Genomic DNA, 17,539 nt, shown 5'->3' with positions numbered 1-17,539 from the left:
GCGGGCCTGCCCGCACATGGGGGGCCCCGAAGGCGCGGTGTCAAAGCAAAGGATGGAAAGCACAAAATGGCTAAAGTTATCGGCATTGACCTCGGCACGACCAACAGCTGCGTCGCGGTTATGGACGGCGACAAGCCCAAGGTCATCGAGAATTCGGAAGGTGCGCGCACCACGCCCTCGATCGTTGCCTTCACCAAGGATGGTGAGCGGCTGATCGGGCAACCGGCCAAGCGCCAGGCGGTGACCAACCCCGACAACACCGTGTTCGCGGTCAAGCGCCTGATCGGCCGCCGCTTCGACGACCCGGTGACCAAGAAGGACACCGAGCTCGTCCCCTATGAAATCGTCAAGGGCAAGAACGGCGACGCCTGGGTAAAGGCCGGCGGCAAGGACCTGTCCCCTTCGGAAGTCAGCGCCTTCATCCTTCAGAAGATGAAGGAAACCGCCGAGAGCTATCTGGGCGAAACCGTGACGCAGGCGGTCATCACCGTTCCCGCGTACTTCAACGACGCCCAGCGTCAGGCGACCAAGGACGCCGGCCAGATCGCGGGCCTCGAAGTGCTGCGCATCATCAACGAGCCGACCGCTGCCGCGCTGGCCTACGGCCTCGAAAAGGCCGACGGCAAGACCATCGCTGTCTACGACCTCGGCGGCGGCACCTTCGACGTCTCAATCCTCGAGATCGGCGACGGCGTTTTCGAGGTGAAGTCGACCAACGGCGACACGTTCCTCGGCGGTGAGGACTTCGACACCGCGGTCGTCGAATATCTCGCCGACTCGTTCAAGAAGGACGAGGGTATCGATCTGCGGAACGACAAGCTCGCGCTTCAGCGGCTCAAGGAAGCCGCCGAGAAGGCGAAGATCGAGCTGTCGAGCGCGCAGTCGACCGAAGTGAACCTGCCCTTCATCACCGCCGACCAGAACGGTCCCAAGCATCTCGTCAAGACGATCACCCGTTCGGATCTCGAACGGCTGGTCGACGGCCTGATCGCCCGCACGAAGGAGCCGATGAAGAAGGCGCTCGCCGACGCCGGCGTCACGGCCAAGGACATCGACGAGGTCGTCCTTGTCGGCGGCATGACCCGCATGCCCAAGGTGCGCGAGGCGGTGAAGGAATTCTTCGGCAAGGAACCGCACACCGGCGTGAACCCGGACGAAGTCGTCGCCATGGGTGCGGCGATCCAGGCCGGCGTGCTGCAGGGGGACGTCAAGGACGTGCTGCTGCTCGATGTGACGCCGCTGTCGCTGGGTATCGAGACGCTGGGCGGCATCATGACCAAGATGATCGACCGCAACACCACGATCCCGACCAAGAAGAGCCAGGTCTACTCGACCGCCGACGACAACCAGCAGGCAGTGACCATCCGGGTGTTTCAGGGCGAGCGTGAAATGGCGAGCGACAACAAGCTGCTCGGCCAGTTCGACCTCGTCGGCATTCCGCCGGCTCCGCGCGGCGTGCCGCAGATCGAGGTCACGTTCGACATCGACGCCAACGGCATCGTCAACGTGTCGGCCAAGGACAAGGGCACCGGCAAGGAGCAGCAGATCCGCATCCAGGCCTCGGGCGGCCTGTCCGACGCCGACATCGAGCAGATGGTGCAGGACGCGGAGAAGTTCGCCGAAGAGGACAAGAAGCGCAAGGAGCGTGCCGAGGCGCGCAACCAGGCTGACAGCCTCGTCCATTCGACCGAGCAGCAGCTCAAGGAACATGGCGACGCCATCGGCCCGGACCTCAAGTCCGAGATCGAGGCCGCCGTGGCCGAGGTCAAGACCGCGCTGGAAGGCGACGATGTCGACGCCATCAACAGCAAGGCCCAGGCGCTCGCCGAAAAGGCGATGAAGATGGGCCAGGCGATCTACGAGAAGCAGCAGGCCGAAGCCGCCTCGCCGGGTGCCGAAGCCGCTGCCGGAGCCGATGAGGAAGTCGTCGACGCCGAGTTCTCCGAGGTCGACGAGGGCGCAGACAAGAACTGACGCGCGGTGCTGCGCAAATGGCGGCAATCGCTTGATATTTCCGGCCCGCATCTTTGCATGGAGACGCTTCGGCGTTAACCATGCGGTGAGCGGGCCGGGTCTATCGTGCGAAGCCGATCACGGCCTGGCGATGTTCAGGCGGTGCTTCGTGCGGCGATTCGGTGGCTTGCACTCGTGTGTGTGCGGGCCAGTTTCGTGAAAACTTTTGATCGATGAGGGATCAAGTGTCTGTGGCAACCGAGGTCGACTTTTACGAGCTGCTCGAAGTCGAACGCACGGCGGACGACAAGACGATCAAGTCCGCCTATCGCAAGCTGGCGATGCGCTTCCATCCCGATCGCAATCCCGGGGACAAGGAAGCCGAAGCCCGTTTCAAGGCGATCAGCGTCGCCTACGACTGCCTGAAAGACCCGCAAAAACGGGCGACCTATGACCGCTATGGCCATGCCGCCTATGCCCAGGCGCAGAGCGGGGGCGGTGGCGGTTCGGCCGGTTTTTCTGACATCGGCGACATCTTCGAGACGATCTTCGGCAGCGCGTTCGGCGGCAATGCGGGCGGACGTCCGCGCCGCGGCGCGGACCTGCGCTACGACATGGAAGTCACGCTTGAGGAAGCGTACCACGGCAAGGAGACCCAGATCGAGATCGAGGTCTCGCAGACTTGCGAGCCATGCCATGGTTCGGGCGCAGAACCCGGCACCGACAAGACGCGCTGCCCGACCTGTGCCGGCCACGGCAAGGTCCGCGCGCAGCAGGGCTTCTTCATGGTCGAGCGGGCGTGTCCCACCTGTCATGGCCGCGGCGAAGTGATCCAGAAGCCGTGCCGCGCCTGCGGGGGCGAAGGGCGGGTGGACCAGCCGCAGACGCTTGAGGTAAACATTCCCCCGGGCGTCGAGACCGGCACCCGCATCCGGTTGACCGGCAAGGGCGAAGCGGGGCCTTTGGGCGCGCCTCCGGGCGATCTCTACATCTTCATCCACGTGCGGCGCCACGATGTTTACGAACGCGATGGCACGACCTTGCTGACCCGCATGCCGATCACGTTCACCAAGGCCGCACTGGGTGGAACGGTCGGTTTGCCGGGTCTCGATGGCGAATGGCTGACGATCAACATCCCCGCCGGCATCCAGTCGGGCGAACAGCTGCGCAAGCGCGGCGATGGCATGCCGGTTCTGCAGGGCCGTGGTCGCGGCGACCTTATCGTTGAGGTGAAGGTCGAGACGCCGCGCAAGCTCTCGACCAGGCAAAAGGAGCTGCTGCGCGAGTTCCAGCAGAGCGAGACCGATTCGCAGTGCCCGGAATCGCAGGGCTTCTTCGAACGGATCAAGGCCAACTTCGGCAGCCGGCGTTGAGCTATCAGGGCGGCTATCTCAGCCGCTCTCGCACTTCCTGTTCGAGCTTTTCGACAAGTCCCGCCGCGCATAGTCGCGCGGCGCGCTCCTCTTCCAGAATGGCGAGGAAGGCTTCGCGTTTTATGGCCTCGATTTCGTCCGGTGGCACGGGACCTTCGATGCCGAGGGTCGAGGCGGCGATGTCGATCAGCCGTTCGGCCCCGTGGAGCCGACCCCACAGGTAGTCGTTCTCGCGATAGGCCCGGCTGAAGAACGCGCCGAAATTGTAGAACTCGATGCCGCGCAGCGTGGCCGGCGCGCCGCCGGGGCGGATCGTGGCCGCGTCCTCCGGCGAGATTCGGTCGACCTTGACCGGATCGAATTCGTCCATCCCTCGCGCCCCCAGCAACGGCAGGGTGGCGATGTCGTAGAACGGATAGCCGAGGTAGGTCAGCAGCAACTGTCGTCGCTGATCGCGCGGCAGCGGCGCCAGCGCGTCGGCCAGCAGGGCATCGACTCGCGGATCGGTCGCCTTCAGGTCGCGTTGTTCGGCAAGCGCCGTGAGCACCTCTTCGGGCGCGACCATGATCCGGCCGGCAACCTTGGCGAAGTCCTTCCCCATTTCCTCGGTCTGTTCGAGCCGGGTGTAAAGCGCCAGGCACCTGTAGATCGCATCGCGCGCCGCTTCCCGCGCCTCGGGGTCGAGTTCGTCGCCGATGTCACCGGGGGCAAGGCGGCGGACCAGCATGCGAAGACGCCTGATGCGAAAGCCGATGTCGTGGGTGCGAAAGAACATGATCGCGGCCTCTTTCGCTCCGCCGCCCGGGCTGCTCAGGGTTGCAAGCCCCTGCGCATCGAGATAGCGCGACAGGCTGGCGACCACGTCGTCGTGACTCGGTGGATCGATGTCGATCGCCCGGCGCACGAGATGCGCGATCCCGTCGAGTATCCCGGCGAACTTGGCCTGGGCGTAGGAATGGAACGCGAAACCGGCCTGCACGGCAGCCTCCTGCTGGGCGCGCTGGCGCCACTTGGTCAGGCGACTTGCGGTCGGTCGGTCGAGGAACAGGGTTCGTCCAAGAAGCCTGTCGACGGTGCTCTCCACCTCCGGTCGCAGCGCGTCGACGATGCCCCGGATCCGCAGGGCGTCGGCGGAGTGCCGGGCGATCCGCTCCAGGTCGTCCCGGATCGGCTGTTCGCGTGGGATCGACGACAGCGAGCCGAAGATCGCGCTGAAAAACCCGATCGGCCGCATATCCGCCCGCAGGTCGCCGAAGCGGTCGTCGGGGCGCGGATCGACATAGACGAAGCGGCGATCGACCTCGCGCGAGGCGGGCCGGTTTTCCAGCGCCTTGATCGCCTCGGCAAACGGCGCGCCGACCAGAACCGCCCCGTCGATCAGCGCGACGCTCTCGATATCGCCAGCCCTCACGTGATGCGGCATGATCCGTCGCAAAAACCGCTCCCGCCCCGGCCATTCGAACCATCGGTCGGCGACGAGGGCGTCGATTTCGGCGACCTCCAGCGGCGGGAATGCGCCGGGAAAGCTCGCCGTCGCGCGTGCCGCCAGCACCAGCTCGGCGCGCGCGGCCAGTTCCTCGTCGCCGCCATAGGCGCGGAACGCGATGGGCAGCCGGTGCTCCACTTCGGTCGCGCCGCTGGGGCTGTTGACGCGAAGCGGCGCGCGATACCCGCGAAAATCGGTGGCGGTGACGAAGAGGTCGAGCGGGTGGCGCGCCGGGATCAGCGGCGGCCCGGGCGGCAGTTCGCGCATGGAATTCAGGGCATCGTCGATCAGCCGCGAAAAGCCGGGGCCGGAAAACGGCGGTGCGAACCAGCGGCTGCGCATCAGGCGCGACAGCTTGGTGCGCACTTCCTCGCGCGTTTCGGGCGCGACCGTGCGCGACACCGCGTTGCCTGGGCGGCGTAGCGTCCATTCGACCAGCGGCTGCGCCCAGGCCTTGGAAAAGCGATGACCCGGACGAGCCTCTGGCGCGAGAAGGACGTCGCTGTCCGCGCAGTCCAGCCAGAGGTGAGTGAGCGTGTCGAGCGAACGCCCGGTCAGCAGAGCTTCTGCCAGGAAGATCGCGTTCATCCCGCCCGCGCTCGTGCCGGAAAGGATGTCGGGAATGACCCGCAGGCGGGTGTGGCCATGTCTCGCGATCGCCGACAGCAGCCTGTGATAAGCGCCCGGAGACCCTGGTGGAGGCGGCATCCCGTCGCGGAACGCGCGGCTCGCCTCGGCGATCTTCAGCACCTCCTTCGTGACGCCGTGCATGTAGACCGCAAGGCTGACCCCGCCGTAGCAGACGAGGGCGATGCGCAGTTCCTTCTCCCGCATCAGGCCATTGATACAGGCAAAAGGGGCTGGGCAAAGCGAAACTTGTCCACTTGCGTTCCATAAATGTTCCCATTAGGCCCGCCATAATGGCGAAACCAAAGCGTCGATATGTCTGCCAGGCCTGCGGCAGCGTGACCCACCGCTGGCAGGGCCAGTGCGCCGATTGTGCCGAGTGGAACACATTGGTCGAGGAGGCGGCAGAGACGGTCTTTTCCGCCAAGCACGATCTTTCCGGCGGGGGTCGGCGGATCGAATTCGTGCCGCTCGACGCCAAGGTGCCGCTGCCGGTGCGGCGCAAGACCGGCCTCGCCGAATTCGATCGCGCACTGGGCGGCGGACTTGTCCCGGGCAGTGCCGTGCTGATGGGCGGCGATCCCGGCATCGGCAAGTCGACACTCCTCCTGCAGACCGCGGCGCAGATCGCCCGTAGCGGCGGCAGCGTCGTCTATATCAGCGGCGAGGAAGCGGCGGGACAGGTACGGCTTCGCGCCGAGAGGCTGGGCATGGCGGACGCGCCGATCAAGCTGGCCTCGGCCACGTCGGTGCGCGATATCCTGACGACGCTCGGCGACATGGACGCGGCGGACTTGCTGGTCATCGATTCGATCCAGACGATGCACTCCGACCAGATCGAGGGCGCGCCGGGCACGGTCAGCCAGGTCCGCGGCTGCGCGCTGGAACTGATCCGTTTCGCCAAGTCGAGCGGGACGGCACTGGTGCTGGTCGGGCATGTCACCAAGGACGGAAACATCGCGGGCCCGCGCGTCCTGGAACACATGGTCGACGTGGTGATGAGCTTCGAGGGCGAGCGTTCGCACCAGTTCCGCGTGCTGCGCGCCTTGAAGAACCGCTTCGGCGCGGTCGACGAGATCGGGGTCTTCGCGATGGAAGGGCACGGTCTTGCCGAAGTGTCCAACCCGTCCAGCCTGTTCCTGTCAGGCCGCGACGAGCCGCTCGCCGGCAGCGCGGTGTTCCCGGCGCTCGAGGGGACGCGCCCGGTCCTGGTCGAGATCCAGGCGCTGATCGTGCGGCTACAGTCGGGCGCGACGCCACGGCGCGCGGTCGTCGGTTGGGACAATGGCCGCCTCGCCATGCTGCTGGCGGTGCTGGAGGCGCGCTGCGGGCTCAATTTTTCCACCGCCGAGGTCTATCTCAACGTCGCGGGTGGCTATCGCCTTACCGATCCCGCGGCCGATCTGGCCGTCGCCGCCGCGCTGGTTTCCGCTCTCGCCGACCGGCCCCTGCCGTCCCGCTCGGTCTGGTTCGGCGAAGTGTCGCTCGCGGGGGAAATCCGCCCCGTGTCCCACGCCGGCATCCGGCTGAAGGAAGCTGCGAAACTGGGGTTCGCGAAGGCCAGCGGCCCGCGCGATGCGGTGGACAAGGTTAATCCGGAGGCCGGCATGGATTACCAAGGGCTGACAGGCTTGCTTAATCTCGTTGACCGTATCGTGGCCAATCCATAGCGAATGGCGCCATGACATTCTTCGATATCGCAGTGCTGGTGGTGATCGGGCTGGCCGGGCTGGGCGGCCTGTCGCGCGGGTTCGTGCACGAAGTGCTTGCCCTTGCGGCGTGGTTCGCAGCGATCATCGCGATCTACGTCTTCCACGCCCCGCTCACCGACATCATCACCGCCTTCTTCCGCGATAACGGCACGAACGCGGCGCTGATCGCTTTCCTGATCCTGCTCATCGTGCCCATCTTCGCGCTGCGTCTGACCGCCCGCTGGCTCGGCAACAAGACCCGCAATTCCCCGCTCGGCTTCATCGACAGGATCCTCGGCCTCGGGTTTGGCCTGTTGAAAGGGCTTGTGCTCGTCGTCCTGACCTTCTCGATCGTCACGCTGGGGTACGACACGGTTTGGAGTGCAAAGGGCCGGCCCGATTGGGTGAGGGATGCACGGACCTATCCCTTCATCAATGCCGCCAGCAGCGCGCTCGTCACGACGATGTCGGAGCGGCGCGAGGAGATCATGGACACGCTGGTTGGCACCGACGAACCCGACGCGACCGACGCGACCGAGGCGACCGACGCTGCGGACGAGAAAGAATGAGCGCGCACCGGCTTTACACATCGGACGTGCTGGCGGCGGCGGTTTCGCTTGCCGCGCGGCCGCTGACCGGCAACCTTCCCTGGCGCGGAGAGGCGCGTTCGGCCAGTTGCGGCAGTCGCATCGAGGTGGGCCTGTCGCTGGATGACGATGGCCGCGTCGCCGCGGTTGGCGTTGCCTCGCGCGCTTGCGCCATAGGCCAGGCAAGTGCCGCCATCTTCGCCGACCACGTGGTGGGTCTCACCGCCGGAGAGATCGCATCGTCGCGCGCGCGGATGGCGAAATGGCTGGCGGGGGAGGGGCCAATGCCCGAATGGCCCGGTCTCTCGATCGTGGCGGCGGCGCGCGATTATCCCGCGCGGCATGGCGCGATGATGCTGGCCTGGGATGCCGCCGCGGCCGCTCTTGATCGCGAGCCTCGCGCAGTCGCCTGAGGATCGCTCGCACCCGCCGCTTGGCAACGCGGGGTGAAGCGGCATAAGGCGTGCGGGACGGATACGGCCAGCAAGAGGACAGGGAGCGATGGCAGAGGCGACACTCGCCGGCACGGACGGGCGCGAGATGACAGCGGCGGAAATGCGCCTCGTCGTCGGCGCGTCCTCTGTCGGGACCATCTTCGAATGGTACGATTTCTTCATCTACGGCACCTTGTCGGCGCTGATCGGCGCGGCCTTCTTTCCTGGTGACAACGCGATCCTGCAGACGCTGCTGGTCTGGGCGGGCTTTGCCATCGGGTTCGGTTTTCGGCCACTCGGCGCGATCCTGTTCGGGTATCTGGGCGACAAGCTGGGGCGGAAATACACCTTCCTCGTCACCGTCACGCTCATGGGCGTCGCCACCGCCGGCGTCGGCCTGATCCCCTCTGCCGAGAGTATCGGCTTGGCCGCGCCCCTGATCGTCATCGTTCTGCGCATCCTGCAGGGGCTGGCGCTCGGCGGCGAATACGGCGGCGCGGCGATCTACGTCGCCGAACACGCCCCGCCCGAACGGCGCGGGTTCTTCACCTCTTTCATCCAGGCCAGCGTCGTCGGCGGCTTCGTGCTTTCGATCGTCGTCGTCCTGCTGTGCCGCGCGCTGATCCCGGCGGAGGCCTTTGCCGCCTGGGGCTGGCGCGTGCCGTTCCTGTTGTCGCTGCTGCTGCTGGCCGGTTCGCTGTGGATGCGGCTGAAGCTGTCGGAAAGCCCGGTGTTCCAGGCGATGAAGGCGGCCGGCGAAACCGCGGGCAATCCGTTCGTTGAGAGCTTCACCTACCCCGGCAACCTCAAGCGTATCTTCATCGCGCTGGGGGTCACGGCGGGCCTGACCACGATCTGGTACACGGCCTTCTTCTCGACGCTCTCGTTCCTGAAAGGCCCGATGCGGATCGACGATTTCACGGTGGAGATGCTTCTTCTGCTCGCCGCGCTGGTGAGCATGGGCTTCTATTTGTGGATCGGTCGGCTGTCGGACCGCGTCGGCCGCAAGAAGCCGATTGTCTGGGGGAACTTCGCGATCCTGCTGCTCTTGTTTCCGGTCATGTGGGGCATCGGCGCGCTGGCCAACCCAGGCCTCAAGCAAGCTGCCGCCGCGGCGCCCGTGATTATCTCCGGCCCGGCCTGCGAGTACAATCCGTTCGGCGATCTTCTCGGCCAGACCCAGTCGCCTTGCGGCAAGGTCATGGAGACGGTGACGGCAGCCGGTGTGCCGTACGAACTGCGACAGTCCGAGGCGTTGTCGCTCGCCGTCGGCGACCGCGTCGTTGCGATTTCGCCCGCTGACCTGACGGATGGTGCGGCGCGCAAGGCGCGGATCGAAGGGGAACTGACGCGTGGCGGCTATTCGTTCGAAAAGCAGGTGCCGCCTTTCGTCAATCTCGTCGGCATCTTCGCGCTTCTGCTCGTGCTCGGGTTTCTTTCCGCAGCCAACTACGGGCCGGTCGCGGCGCTGCTGAGCGAAATGTTCCCGACCCGCATCCGCTACAGTTCGATGTCGATCCCCTACCACATCGGCGCAGGCTATTTCGGCGGTTTCCTGCCGCTTATCGCCGGGTACATCATCGCGCGGACCGGGGACGTCTATTCCGGGCTCTGGTACACGTGGTTCTTCGTGGCCTTCGCCTTCGTGGTAACGGCCTGGGGTCTCAAGCCCGGGCTTCCTCGCGATTTCGAGGACGACGTTTCGACAACCTGATGCCGGTCCGGACCGATCCCCCTGCGCCCGCCCTGCGCCTGCGCGTCGATGGCGATGCGCTGGCCGCCAACTGGCGCACCGTCGATGCGATGAGCGGCAGCGCCGCGACTGCGGCCGCGGTCAAGGCCGATGCCTATGGCACCGGGATCGCGCGCGCCATGCCGGCCCTGTTGCAGGCCGGATGCCGTGATTTCTACGTCGCGCACTGGTCCGAAGTGGCCGATGCCGCGCAGCACGGAACGGATGCGTCGATCTCGGTTCTGCACGGTCCGTTGAGCGAGGCGGACTGTGCCTATGCCCGCGCCACCGGCGTGCGGCCGGTGATCAACAGTATTAATCAGGCGAGGCTTTGGCAGAGCACCGGAGGCGGTTCCTGTGACCTGATGGTCGATACCGGGATGAACAGGCTCGGCGTCCGTCCAGAGGAGATCGGGAACCTGCTGGTCGCCGGCCTCGAAGTCGACACGCTCCTCTCGCACCTCGCCTGCGCCGATGAGGAGAGCGCGATGAACGAGCGGCAGCGGGCCGCCTTCGCCGCGATCGCGCCGCAAGTGGCGCATCGCCGCGCCAGCCTTGCCAACAGCGCGGGCATCGCGCTGGGCGCGGGATACCATTTCGACCTGACCCGCCCGGGCCTAGCACTCTACGGCGGCGTTCCCGTCCTCGCCATGGCCGGGCGCATCCGCCAGGTCGTCTGGCCAGAAGCGGCGGTGATCCAGGTCCGGACTGTGTCTGCGGGAGAAACCGTCGGCTACGGCGCGACGTTCACGGCCATCCGCGACACGCGCGTCGCCATCGTCTCGCTGGGCTATGCCGACGGTTACCTGCGCACCTGGAGCGGGAAGGGCACGATGCGCTTCGGCGAAGCGGTGCTGCCGGTGCTGGGCCGGGTGTCGATGGACATGACCGCCGTCGACATCACGGGGGCGCCCGACATCGCCGAGGGCGACTGGATTTCGGTGGACTACGATCTTCCCGAAGCGTCGCGCATCAGCGGGCTGACCCAATACGAACTCCTGACCAGTCTCGGCCACCGGCTGCGCGACTGATTGTCGCCCGCGGGTAGCGACAGCCGGCATTACTAGTTTCAAATGTGCGCTATTCGCTTGGTCTGTTCATTGTGCATGTGCTAATAGCGTTTGCAGCAAACAATGCAGCATCGCGGCTGCATTCATACGGAGGCGTGGGGATCTGTGGCCGATTCTGAAAAGTCGGGTGATGTCATCATCATCAAGAAATATGCCAACCGGCGGCTCTACAACACCGATTCGTCCAGTTACATCACGCTAGACCACCTTGCCGAGATGACGCGCAACGGCGTCGACTTCCAGGTCATCGACGCCAAGAGCGGCGCCGACATCACGCACCAGATCCTGACCCAAATCATCATGGACGAAGAGGCCGCCGGTGGCTCGCAGATGCTGCCGGTCAGTTTCCTGCGCGATCTGATTGGCATGTACGGCAATTCGATGCAGTCGATGATCCCGCACTACCTCGAGATGTCGATGCAGCATTTTCGCGACAACCAGCTGAAAATGCGCAAGGCGCTCGAAGACAGTATCGGCACCAATCCGCTGGCCAAGCTGGCGCAGCAGAACATGGCGATGTTCCAGGCCGCGACGGAGGCGTTCATGGCTGGCCGCCCGGCGATGGGCATGAACCCCGATCCCGCGCCGGAGCCTGAAAAGAAGGGCGACGACATCGACATGCTGCGCAGGCAGATGGCGGAAATGCAGAAGCAGCTCGACAAGCTGGGCAAGTAACCCGGCTTGGCAAACGGCCCCGCGCGCAATAGGGCGCGGGTGATCCGGCGAACGGGGCGGCTGCGGCTGCCCCGAATGCTTTTCAAGAAGACCACACGCGCAGGCAAGAAGGCTCCAAGTCCTCCCCATGTCGAACCCCAACATCCGCCACGCCCTCGACGTAACCCGCGAAGCCGACTTCGCCGCATGGTATCAGGCGGTCATCGCCCAGGCCGACATGGCCGAGGAATCCGGCGTGCGCGGCTGCATGGTGATCAAGCCGTGGGGCTGGGGCATCTGGGAGCGGATCCAGCGCCTGCTCGACGACCAGATCAAGGCGACGGGGCACGAAAACTGCTATTTTCCGCTGTTCATCCCGCTGTCCTACTTCGCCAAGGAGGCGGAGCACGTCGAGGGTTTCGCCAAGGAAATGGCCGTCGTCACGCACCACCGGCTGAAGTCGGAAGACGGCACGCTTGTCGTCGACCCCGAGGCGAAGCTGGAAGAGCCGCTGGTGGTCCGCCCGACATCGGAAACGGTGATCGGCCAGGCGATGAGCCGCTGGGTCCAGTCCTGGCGCGACCTGCCGCTGCTCATCAACCAGTGGGCCAACGTCGTGCGCTGGGAAATGCGCACCCGGATGTTCCTCCGCACCAGCGAGTTCCTTTGGCAGGAAGGGCACACCGCCCATGCCGACCGCGCCGACGCTATGGTCGAGACGCTGAAGATGCTCGAGGTCTACCGCGCCTTTGCCGAAGACGTGCTGGCCATGCCGGTGATCGCGGGCGAAAAGCCCGAGAACGAACGCTTCCCCGGCGCCGTAGCGACATATTCGATCGAGGCGATGATGCAGGACGGCAAGGCGCTCCAGGCGGGCACCTCGCACTACCTCGGCACCGGCTTCGCCGAGGCGGCGGACATCCGCTACCAGGACCAGAACGGGCAGCAGGCGTTGTGCCACACCACCAGCTGGGGCGTTTCGACCCGGATGATCGGCGGCGTCATCATGGTGCACGGCGACGATGACGGCTTGCGCGTGCCGCCCCGGATCGCGCCGTACCAGGTCGTCATTCTGCCGATGCTGCGCGGCAACGAGGGCGATGGCGAAATTCTCGATTACTGCGAGAAAATTCGCAAGACGCTGGTCGACCAGACGGCGTTCCGCGAACCGTTGCGCGTGCTGCTCGACAGCAAACCCGGCAAGGTCGCGCAGAAGCGCTGGGACTGGGTCCGCAAGGGTGCGCCGCTGATCGTCGAAGTGGGCCCGCGCGACATGGAGAACGGCAAGGTTGCCGTGCTGCGCCGCGACCGCCTTTGGCGCGAGGACGGCAAGACCGACTTCGACTTCGCCGAGCGTGACGATTTCCTGTTCGCCGCGGCGGGAACGCTCGAAGACATCCAGGAGAACCTTCTCGTCCAGGCCCGGCAGCGCCGGGACGAAGCGATCCGCTGCGACATCGACGACTTCGCCGGACTGACGCACTATTTCGAGACGACGGCGAAGCCCGGCTGGGTCAAGGTGGCGTGGTCGCGCCCGACCGGGGCCGCGCTCGACGCGGTGGTCGAGAAGCTGAAGACGCTGAAACTGACGATCCGCAACACCCCGCTCAACGAGGACAAGCCGGAGAGCGCCTGTTTTTTCACCGGCGAACCGGCGGTGGAGCGCATCTACATCGGCCGCTCGTACTGAGCGGGGCTTTTCATGCGGCGACGGGCTGGTCCGCCTGCGCCGCATAGAGGGCGAACATGTCGGCGACCGGCGCGCCCAACGCCTGTTCGAATTCGGCCTGGCTGCCACCCGACGCGTCCGCCTCCCCGGCCTCGTCGCCGAGGTTGGAGCGGAAGATGCCCGCTGCGCTGACCGGCAGGAAATCCTCCCACACCAGCGGTTCGAAGCCGTTCGGTGTGTCGCGGAACCAGGCGAGGCCCGCTTCCCGCATCGCGTCCCAGTCGTCGGGGAAGGGGGCAAAGGCGGCGACCAGCGCCGCCTCGTAGTCGCCGCCCGCCGCCATCGCTTCGGCGAGACACCGGTCGTAGAGTTCGCGGCCCCCGGGCGTCAACGCCGCGCCGCGCTGTTCGATCTCTCCGAAGCGGGCGGTGTGCGCGCCGCCGGTGCCATCGGCAAAGCGGATCGTTTCCGACAGGGCCTTGAAGCTGGTTTGCCGCAACAGGATCGGGCACTTGCGCCGCGGCGGTCCCTCGATGCGGTCCTTCGCGTCGATGCCGCGGGCGATCATCTCGGCCTGCGCCGCGTCGATGTCGACCGTGCGCGGAGTGAGATGGTTGATGTGCGGCCCCTTGAAGGAGACGATGTCGGCGATGAGCGGATGCCTTGCGTGAAGCCGCGCATAGTCCGCACCGGCGACTTGCGCTTCGGCATGCCAGCGAAACACCTCCAGCGCTTCGGCGAGGAACGCCGCTGCATCCTCTTCGCCGAGCCCACCCCGTTCCTCGGCCATGGCCATCAGGTCGAGGAGACGTTCCGAACAGATGCGCCGGGATGCGAGCGCCTTTGCCGCGGTGTCGCGGAGGTCGGCCTCGTCGATCAGATCGAGCCGCAGCAGCGAGCAGAACACCCGAAACGGATTGGCGGCAAGCGCCGCTGCGGTGACCGGGCGAAACGCCGTCGAATGTACCGGCAGCCCGGCCGCGCCGAGATCGTAGTACCCCACCGGTTCCATGCCCATGACAGCGAAAAGCCGCCGCATCTGCGCCAATTCCGCCCCGGTGCCGACCCGGATCGCGCCGTGCCGTTCCTGCGCCATGCGCGCCGCATCGCTGCTGGCAAGGTCGGCCTCGCTGCGCGCATTCACATCGGCGACGATAGCGAGGAGGTCGGCGTAGAGCGGCACCTCCTCGCGGTACATGGCCGACATGGCGGCGCTGAACCGGGCACGCAGGGTATCGGCGGGTACGAATTCGGTCATGGCGAGTCACTTCATCCTTGTCCCGCCTGCCCACAGATGTCGGACGCGAGACTGGTTTTGCTTGTAACCATCTAGACCGGCGCTACGGGCGCGGCAATCCACTCTACAGCCATTACACGCGCTATTGACGAAGCAAGCGACGGAGCGAGGCGGGGCATTGCACCTTGCGCTCGGGCCAAGGGGCGCTCACATGGCGGTCATGGCCCGAAATCCCAAGCGCACCCCATCCGCGCACAAGCCCGGCCTGCCCAGCAAGGAGCAGGTCATGGACTTCATCCGCAATTCCGGCACGCCCGCCGGCAAGCGCGAGATCGCGCGCGCCTTCGGGCTGCAAGGGCAGGAGAAGATCGCGCTGAAGGCGCTGCTGCGCGACATGGCCGACGAAGGGCTGATCGACGGCAACCGCACCGCCTTCCACCAGATGGGCGGCGTGCCCAAGGTGACGGTGCTGCGCGTGATCGACATCGAGGAGGGCGAGCCGATCGCCATTCCCGATTCGTGGCAGCCCGACGACGCCGTTCCCCCGCCCAAGGTCCGCCTGATCGAGAGCCGGGGCAAGGCCAAGGCCGGCCAGCGCGCCATGCCCGCCCTGCGCCGGGGGGATCGGGTGCTGGCACGTACGGAGGAGACCGGCACCGGCTACATCGGCCACCCGATGAAGAAGCTGCCGCTGTCGCACGAAAGCCTGATGGGCGTGATCGAGATCGACGGCAGCGGCAAGGGCTGGCTTGCGCCCGTCGACAAGTCGGTGCGGTCCTCGCTTCCCGTCGCCGACCTGGGCGGGGCCGAGAAAGGCCAGCTGGTCATTGCCGAGCCGGCGGGCAAGTCGCCGCGTTCCGGAGTCAAGGTGCTGGAGGTTCTGGGCGATCCGCTGGCGCCGAAAAGCTACAGCCTGATCGCCATCCACAAACACAACATCCCCCATGTCTTCAGCCAGGACGTGCTGGACGAGGCTGAACGGGCCGCCAGGCTACCGCTGAGCGAGGACCGGCGCGAGGACCTGCGCGGGCTCCCCATCGTCGCGATCGACCCTGCCGATGCGCGCGACCATGACGATGCGATCTGGGCCGCGCCCGACGACGATCCGCAGAACGCCGGCGGGTGGAAGGCGGTCGTCGCCATTGCCGACGTGTCGTTCTATGTCCGCCCCGGATCGGAGCTGGACCGCGAGGCGAGGAAGCGCGGCAACTCGGTCTATTTCCCGGACCGGGTCGTGCCGATGCTACCGCACGTCCTTTCCGCCGATGTCTGTTCGCTGGGCGAGGGCGAGGCGAGGGCGGCGATGGCCTGCCACATGACGATCGACCGCGAGGGCCGCGTTCGCGACTGGCGCTTTACCCGTGCCATCGTCCAAATTGCCGAAGTCATCGCCTATGAGGATGCGCAGGCCCGCATCGAGGACGGGACCGCCGCCGAGCACCTGGCGCATCTCTGGGGCTGCTGGAAGCTGCTCCACGCCGCGCGGGAGGCGCGCGACCCGCTCGATCTCGACTTGCCAGAGCGCCGTGTCGTGCTCGACGAGAAGGGCCGCATCGCCGAAGTCGCGGTGCGCGAACGGCTCGACGCGCACCGGGTGGTCGAGGAGTTCATGATCGCCGCCAACGTCGCTGCGGCCAAGGCGCTGGAAGCCAAGGCTGCGCCCGTCGTCTATCGCGTCCACGAACCGCCGAGCCGCGAGAAGCTCGTCGCGCTGAAGGATTACTTGGCGACCATGGATCGCAAGCTGGCGCTGGGCCAGGTCGTCACCCCCAGCCTGTTCAACCGCCTGATCAAGGACGTCGCCGACGAGGCGGAGAAGGCGCTGATCATGGAGCAGGTGCTGCGCAGCCAGACGCAGGCCTATTACGGTCCGCGCAATGCCGGGCACTTCGGCCTCGCGCTCGGCTCCTATGCGCATTTCACGTCGCCGATCCGCCGCTATTCCGATCTTCTCGTCCACCGCGCGCTGGTCGAGGCCTACGGACTTGAGCAACCACGCCCGAAGGACCATTCGATCCCGGCGCATTCCGGGCTTTCGGACCGGGATCGCGCTTCGCTCGAGCGGGTCAGCGAGGCGATCAGCCAGACCGAGCGCCGCGCGATGGAAGCCGAGCGCGACACCATCGACCGCTACGTCGCGGCATGGCTGGCGGGCAAGGTCGGCGAGACGTTCGACACGCGCGTCACCGGGGTGCAGAAGTTCGGCCTCTTCGCGACGATCCTCGGCTTTGGCGGCGACGGGCTGGTTCCCGTTTCGGTGCTGGGCGACGAGCGGTTCCACTACGACGAGCGGGCGCAAGTGCTGCGCGGCGAGCAGACGGGGACGGAATATCGCAGCGGCGACAGGCTGAAGCTGCGCCTCGCCGAAGCCAATCCGCTGACCGGCGCGCTGAAGTTCGAGCCGCCCGAATTCGAAGGGCGCATCGAGCCGCGCGGCAGCCGGTTCCAAGGCAAGCCCAAGAACAAGGGCGGACCCAAGCGGCAGGACAAGACCGGTTTCCTGCAGGGCAAGCGCGGGCGCCCCGGCAACATCCGCCACCAGGGCAAGCGGAAGTAAGGGTCTAGCTCAGCGCGTCGATCTGCTCGTCGGACAAGCCACCGGGGACGAGCATCAGCGGGCAGGGCAGCTGCCCCGCGCGCTGGCCGGCGAAGTGGCTGACCAGCGGGCCGGGCGTACCCTCCGCCGCCGCGCCGAGCACGAGCGCGGCGACCTCGCCATGTTCGGCAAGGTATTCGGCGACGACCTTGGCGCCGTCGCCGACTTTGACCGAGATCGTCGGCATCCTCCCGCTTTCCTGCAGAAGGCTGCCCGCCGCTGCCATGACCAGCACCTCGGCGCGGCTCTTGGCCTCTTCCTCGATGGTTGCCTGGACCCCGCCGAACGCGACGAACTGCTGCTTGGGCACCAGCGCGATGATGTGCACCGCGCCCTGTGTCTTGGCCGCACGTCGCGAGGCGAAACGAAGGGCGACACGGGCCTCCGGCGTCTCGTCCATGATGACAAGATAGACGCGCACGATCAGGCC

At 66.4% G+C, this 17,539-nt stretch carries 13 protein-coding genes; 10 read left to right on the top strand and 3 right to left on the bottom strand.

The window, feature by feature from the left end:
• Positions 1 to 6 precede the first annotated feature (6 nt).
• Both dnaK and dnaJ read left to right on the top strand, forming a co-directional pair.
• Entirely contained in the window at positions 7 to 1,974 is a 1,968-nt protein-coding gene (gene dnaK / locus J2X37_RS12090; protein WP_310021695.1) for a molecular chaperone DnaK, read from the top strand.
• A gap of 230 nt (positions 1,975 to 2,204) precedes the next feature.
• Entirely contained in the window at positions 2,205 to 3,326 is a 1,122-nt protein-coding gene (dnaJ, locus tag J2X37_RS12085) for a molecular chaperone DnaJ (protein ID WP_310021575.1), read from the top strand.
• Between the two features lie 13 nt (positions 3,327 to 3,339).
• Here dnaJ and J2X37_RS12080 read toward each other — a convergent pair whose 3' ends face one another.
• Positions 3,340 to 5,646 carry a patatin-like protein gene (locus tag J2X37_RS12080; protein WP_310021574.1) on the bottom strand — a complete coding sequence of 769 codons (2,307 nt, stop codon included), beginning with the start codon at positions 5,644 to 5,646 and terminating at the stop codon, positions 3,340 to 3,342.
• An 86-nt stretch (positions 5,647 to 5,732) separates the two neighbouring features.
• On the opposite strand from J2X37_RS12080, the gene radA reads away from it, so the two are divergent.
• The 7 genes from radA (at position 5,733) to proS (ending at position 13,297) form a co-directional block, all read left to right on the top strand.
• The gene (gene radA / locus J2X37_RS12075; RefSeq protein WP_310021571.1) at positions 5,733 to 7,109 is read left to right on the top strand and encodes a DNA repair protein RadA; all 1,377 of its coding nucleotides are present in this window, start codon (positions 5,733 to 5,735) and stop codon (positions 7,107 to 7,109) included.
• An 11-nt stretch (positions 7,110 to 7,120) separates the two neighbouring features.
• Entirely contained in the window at positions 7,121 to 7,699 is a 579-nt protein-coding gene (locus J2X37_RS12070; protein ID WP_310021568.1) for a CvpA family protein, read from the top strand.
• A complete protein-coding gene (locus tag J2X37_RS12065; protein WP_310021566.1) occupies positions 7,696 to 8,130 on the top strand; it encodes an iron-sulfur cluster assembly scaffold protein in 435 nt (144 codons plus the stop codon). Before J2X37_RS12070 ends, J2X37_RS12065 begins: the two co-directional genes overlap by 4 nt.
• An 88-nt stretch (positions 8,131 to 8,218) precedes the next feature.
• A complete protein-coding gene (locus tag J2X37_RS12060) occupies positions 8,219 to 9,865 on the top strand; it encodes an MFS transporter (protein ID WP_310021562.1) in 1,647 nt (548 codons plus the stop codon).
• Positions 9,865 to 10,914, top strand: a complete 1,050-nt coding sequence (gene alr / locus J2X37_RS12055; RefSeq protein WP_310021560.1) for an alanine racemase — start codon at positions 9,865 to 9,867, stop codon at positions 10,912 to 10,914. Before J2X37_RS12060 ends, alr begins: the two co-directional genes overlap by 1 nt.
• Positions 10,915 to 11,058: 144 nt before the next feature.
• Positions 11,059 to 11,628 (top strand): polyhydroxyalkanoate synthesis repressor PhaR, encoded by a 570-nt coding sequence (phaR, locus tag J2X37_RS12050; RefSeq protein WP_310021558.1) that lies wholly within the window; start codon positions 11,059 to 11,061, stop codon positions 11,626 to 11,628.
• A 127-nt stretch (positions 11,629 to 11,755) separates the two neighbouring features.
• A complete protein-coding gene (proS, locus tag J2X37_RS12045; RefSeq protein ID WP_310021557.1) occupies positions 11,756 to 13,297 on the top strand; it encodes a proline--tRNA ligase in 1,542 nt (513 codons plus the stop codon).
• A gap of 10 nt (positions 13,298 to 13,307) precedes the next feature.
• Here the strand turns inward: proS and J2X37_RS12040 are convergent, their stop codons facing one another.
• The gene (locus J2X37_RS12040) at positions 13,308 to 14,534 is read right to left on the bottom strand and encodes a VOC family protein (RefSeq protein ID WP_310021555.1); all 1,227 of its coding nucleotides are present in this window, start codon (positions 14,532 to 14,534) and stop codon (positions 13,308 to 13,310) included.
• 199 nt (positions 14,535 to 14,733) lie between these two features.
• Between J2X37_RS12040 and rnr the strand changes: the two genes are divergently transcribed.
• Positions 14,734 to 17,070, top strand: a complete 2,337-nt coding sequence (rnr, locus tag J2X37_RS12035; protein ID WP_404979620.1) for a ribonuclease R — start codon at positions 14,734 to 14,736, stop codon at positions 17,068 to 17,070.
• A gap of 4 nt (positions 17,071 to 17,074) precedes the next feature.
• Here the strand turns inward: rnr and J2X37_RS12030 are convergent, their stop codons facing one another.
• The gene (locus tag J2X37_RS12030) at positions 17,075 to 17,530 is read right to left on the bottom strand and encodes a universal stress protein (protein ID WP_310021551.1); all 456 of its coding nucleotides are present in this window, start codon (positions 17,528 to 17,530) and stop codon (positions 17,075 to 17,077) included.
• Positions 17,531 to 17,539 lie beyond the last annotated feature (9 nt).

Origin of the sequence: Croceicoccus sp. BE223, from assembly GCF_031457155.1 — a bacterium.
Taxonomy (GTDB): Bacteria; Pseudomonadota; Alphaproteobacteria; order Sphingomonadales; family Sphingomonadaceae; genus Croceicoccus.
Note: the sequence above shows the minus strand (reverse complement) of the source record. Positions and strands in the feature narration are given on the sequence as shown.

What these genes read in the sequence shown, in the direction of transcription:
- J2X37_RS12080 (WP_310021574.1), bottom strand. Translation starts at nt 5,646, where the DNA reads ATGCGGGAGAAGGAACTGCGCATCGCCCTCGTCTGCTACGGCGGGGTC.
- radA (WP_310021571.1), top strand. Translation starts at nt 5,733, where the DNA reads ATGGCGAAACCAAAGCGTCGATATGTCTGCCAGGCCTGCGGCAGCGTG.
- J2X37_RS12070 (WP_310021568.1), top strand. Translation starts at nt 7,121, where the DNA reads ATGACATTCTTCGATATCGCAGTGCTGGTGGTGATCGGGCTGGCCGGG.
- J2X37_RS12065 (WP_310021566.1), top strand. Translation starts at nt 7,696, where the DNA reads ATGAGCGCGCACCGGCTTTACACATCGGACGTGCTGGCGGCGGCGGTT.
- J2X37_RS12060 (WP_310021562.1), top strand. Translation starts at nt 8,219, where the DNA reads ATGGCAGAGGCGACACTCGCCGGCACGGACGGGCGCGAGATGACAGCG.
- alr (WP_310021560.1), top strand. Translation starts at nt 9,865, where the DNA reads ATGCCGGTCCGGACCGATCCCCCTGCGCCCGCCCTGCGCCTGCGCGTC.
- proS (WP_310021557.1), top strand. Translation starts at nt 11,756, where the DNA reads ATGTCGAACCCCAACATCCGCCACGCCCTCGACGTAACCCGCGAAGCC.
- J2X37_RS12040 (WP_310021555.1), bottom strand. Translation starts at nt 14,534, where the DNA reads ATGACCGAATTCGTACCCGCCGATACCCTGCGTGCCCGGTTCAGCGCC.
- rnr (WP_404979620.1), top strand. Translation starts at nt 14,734, where the DNA reads ATGGCCCGAAATCCCAAGCGCACCCCATCCGCGCACAAGCCCGGCCTG.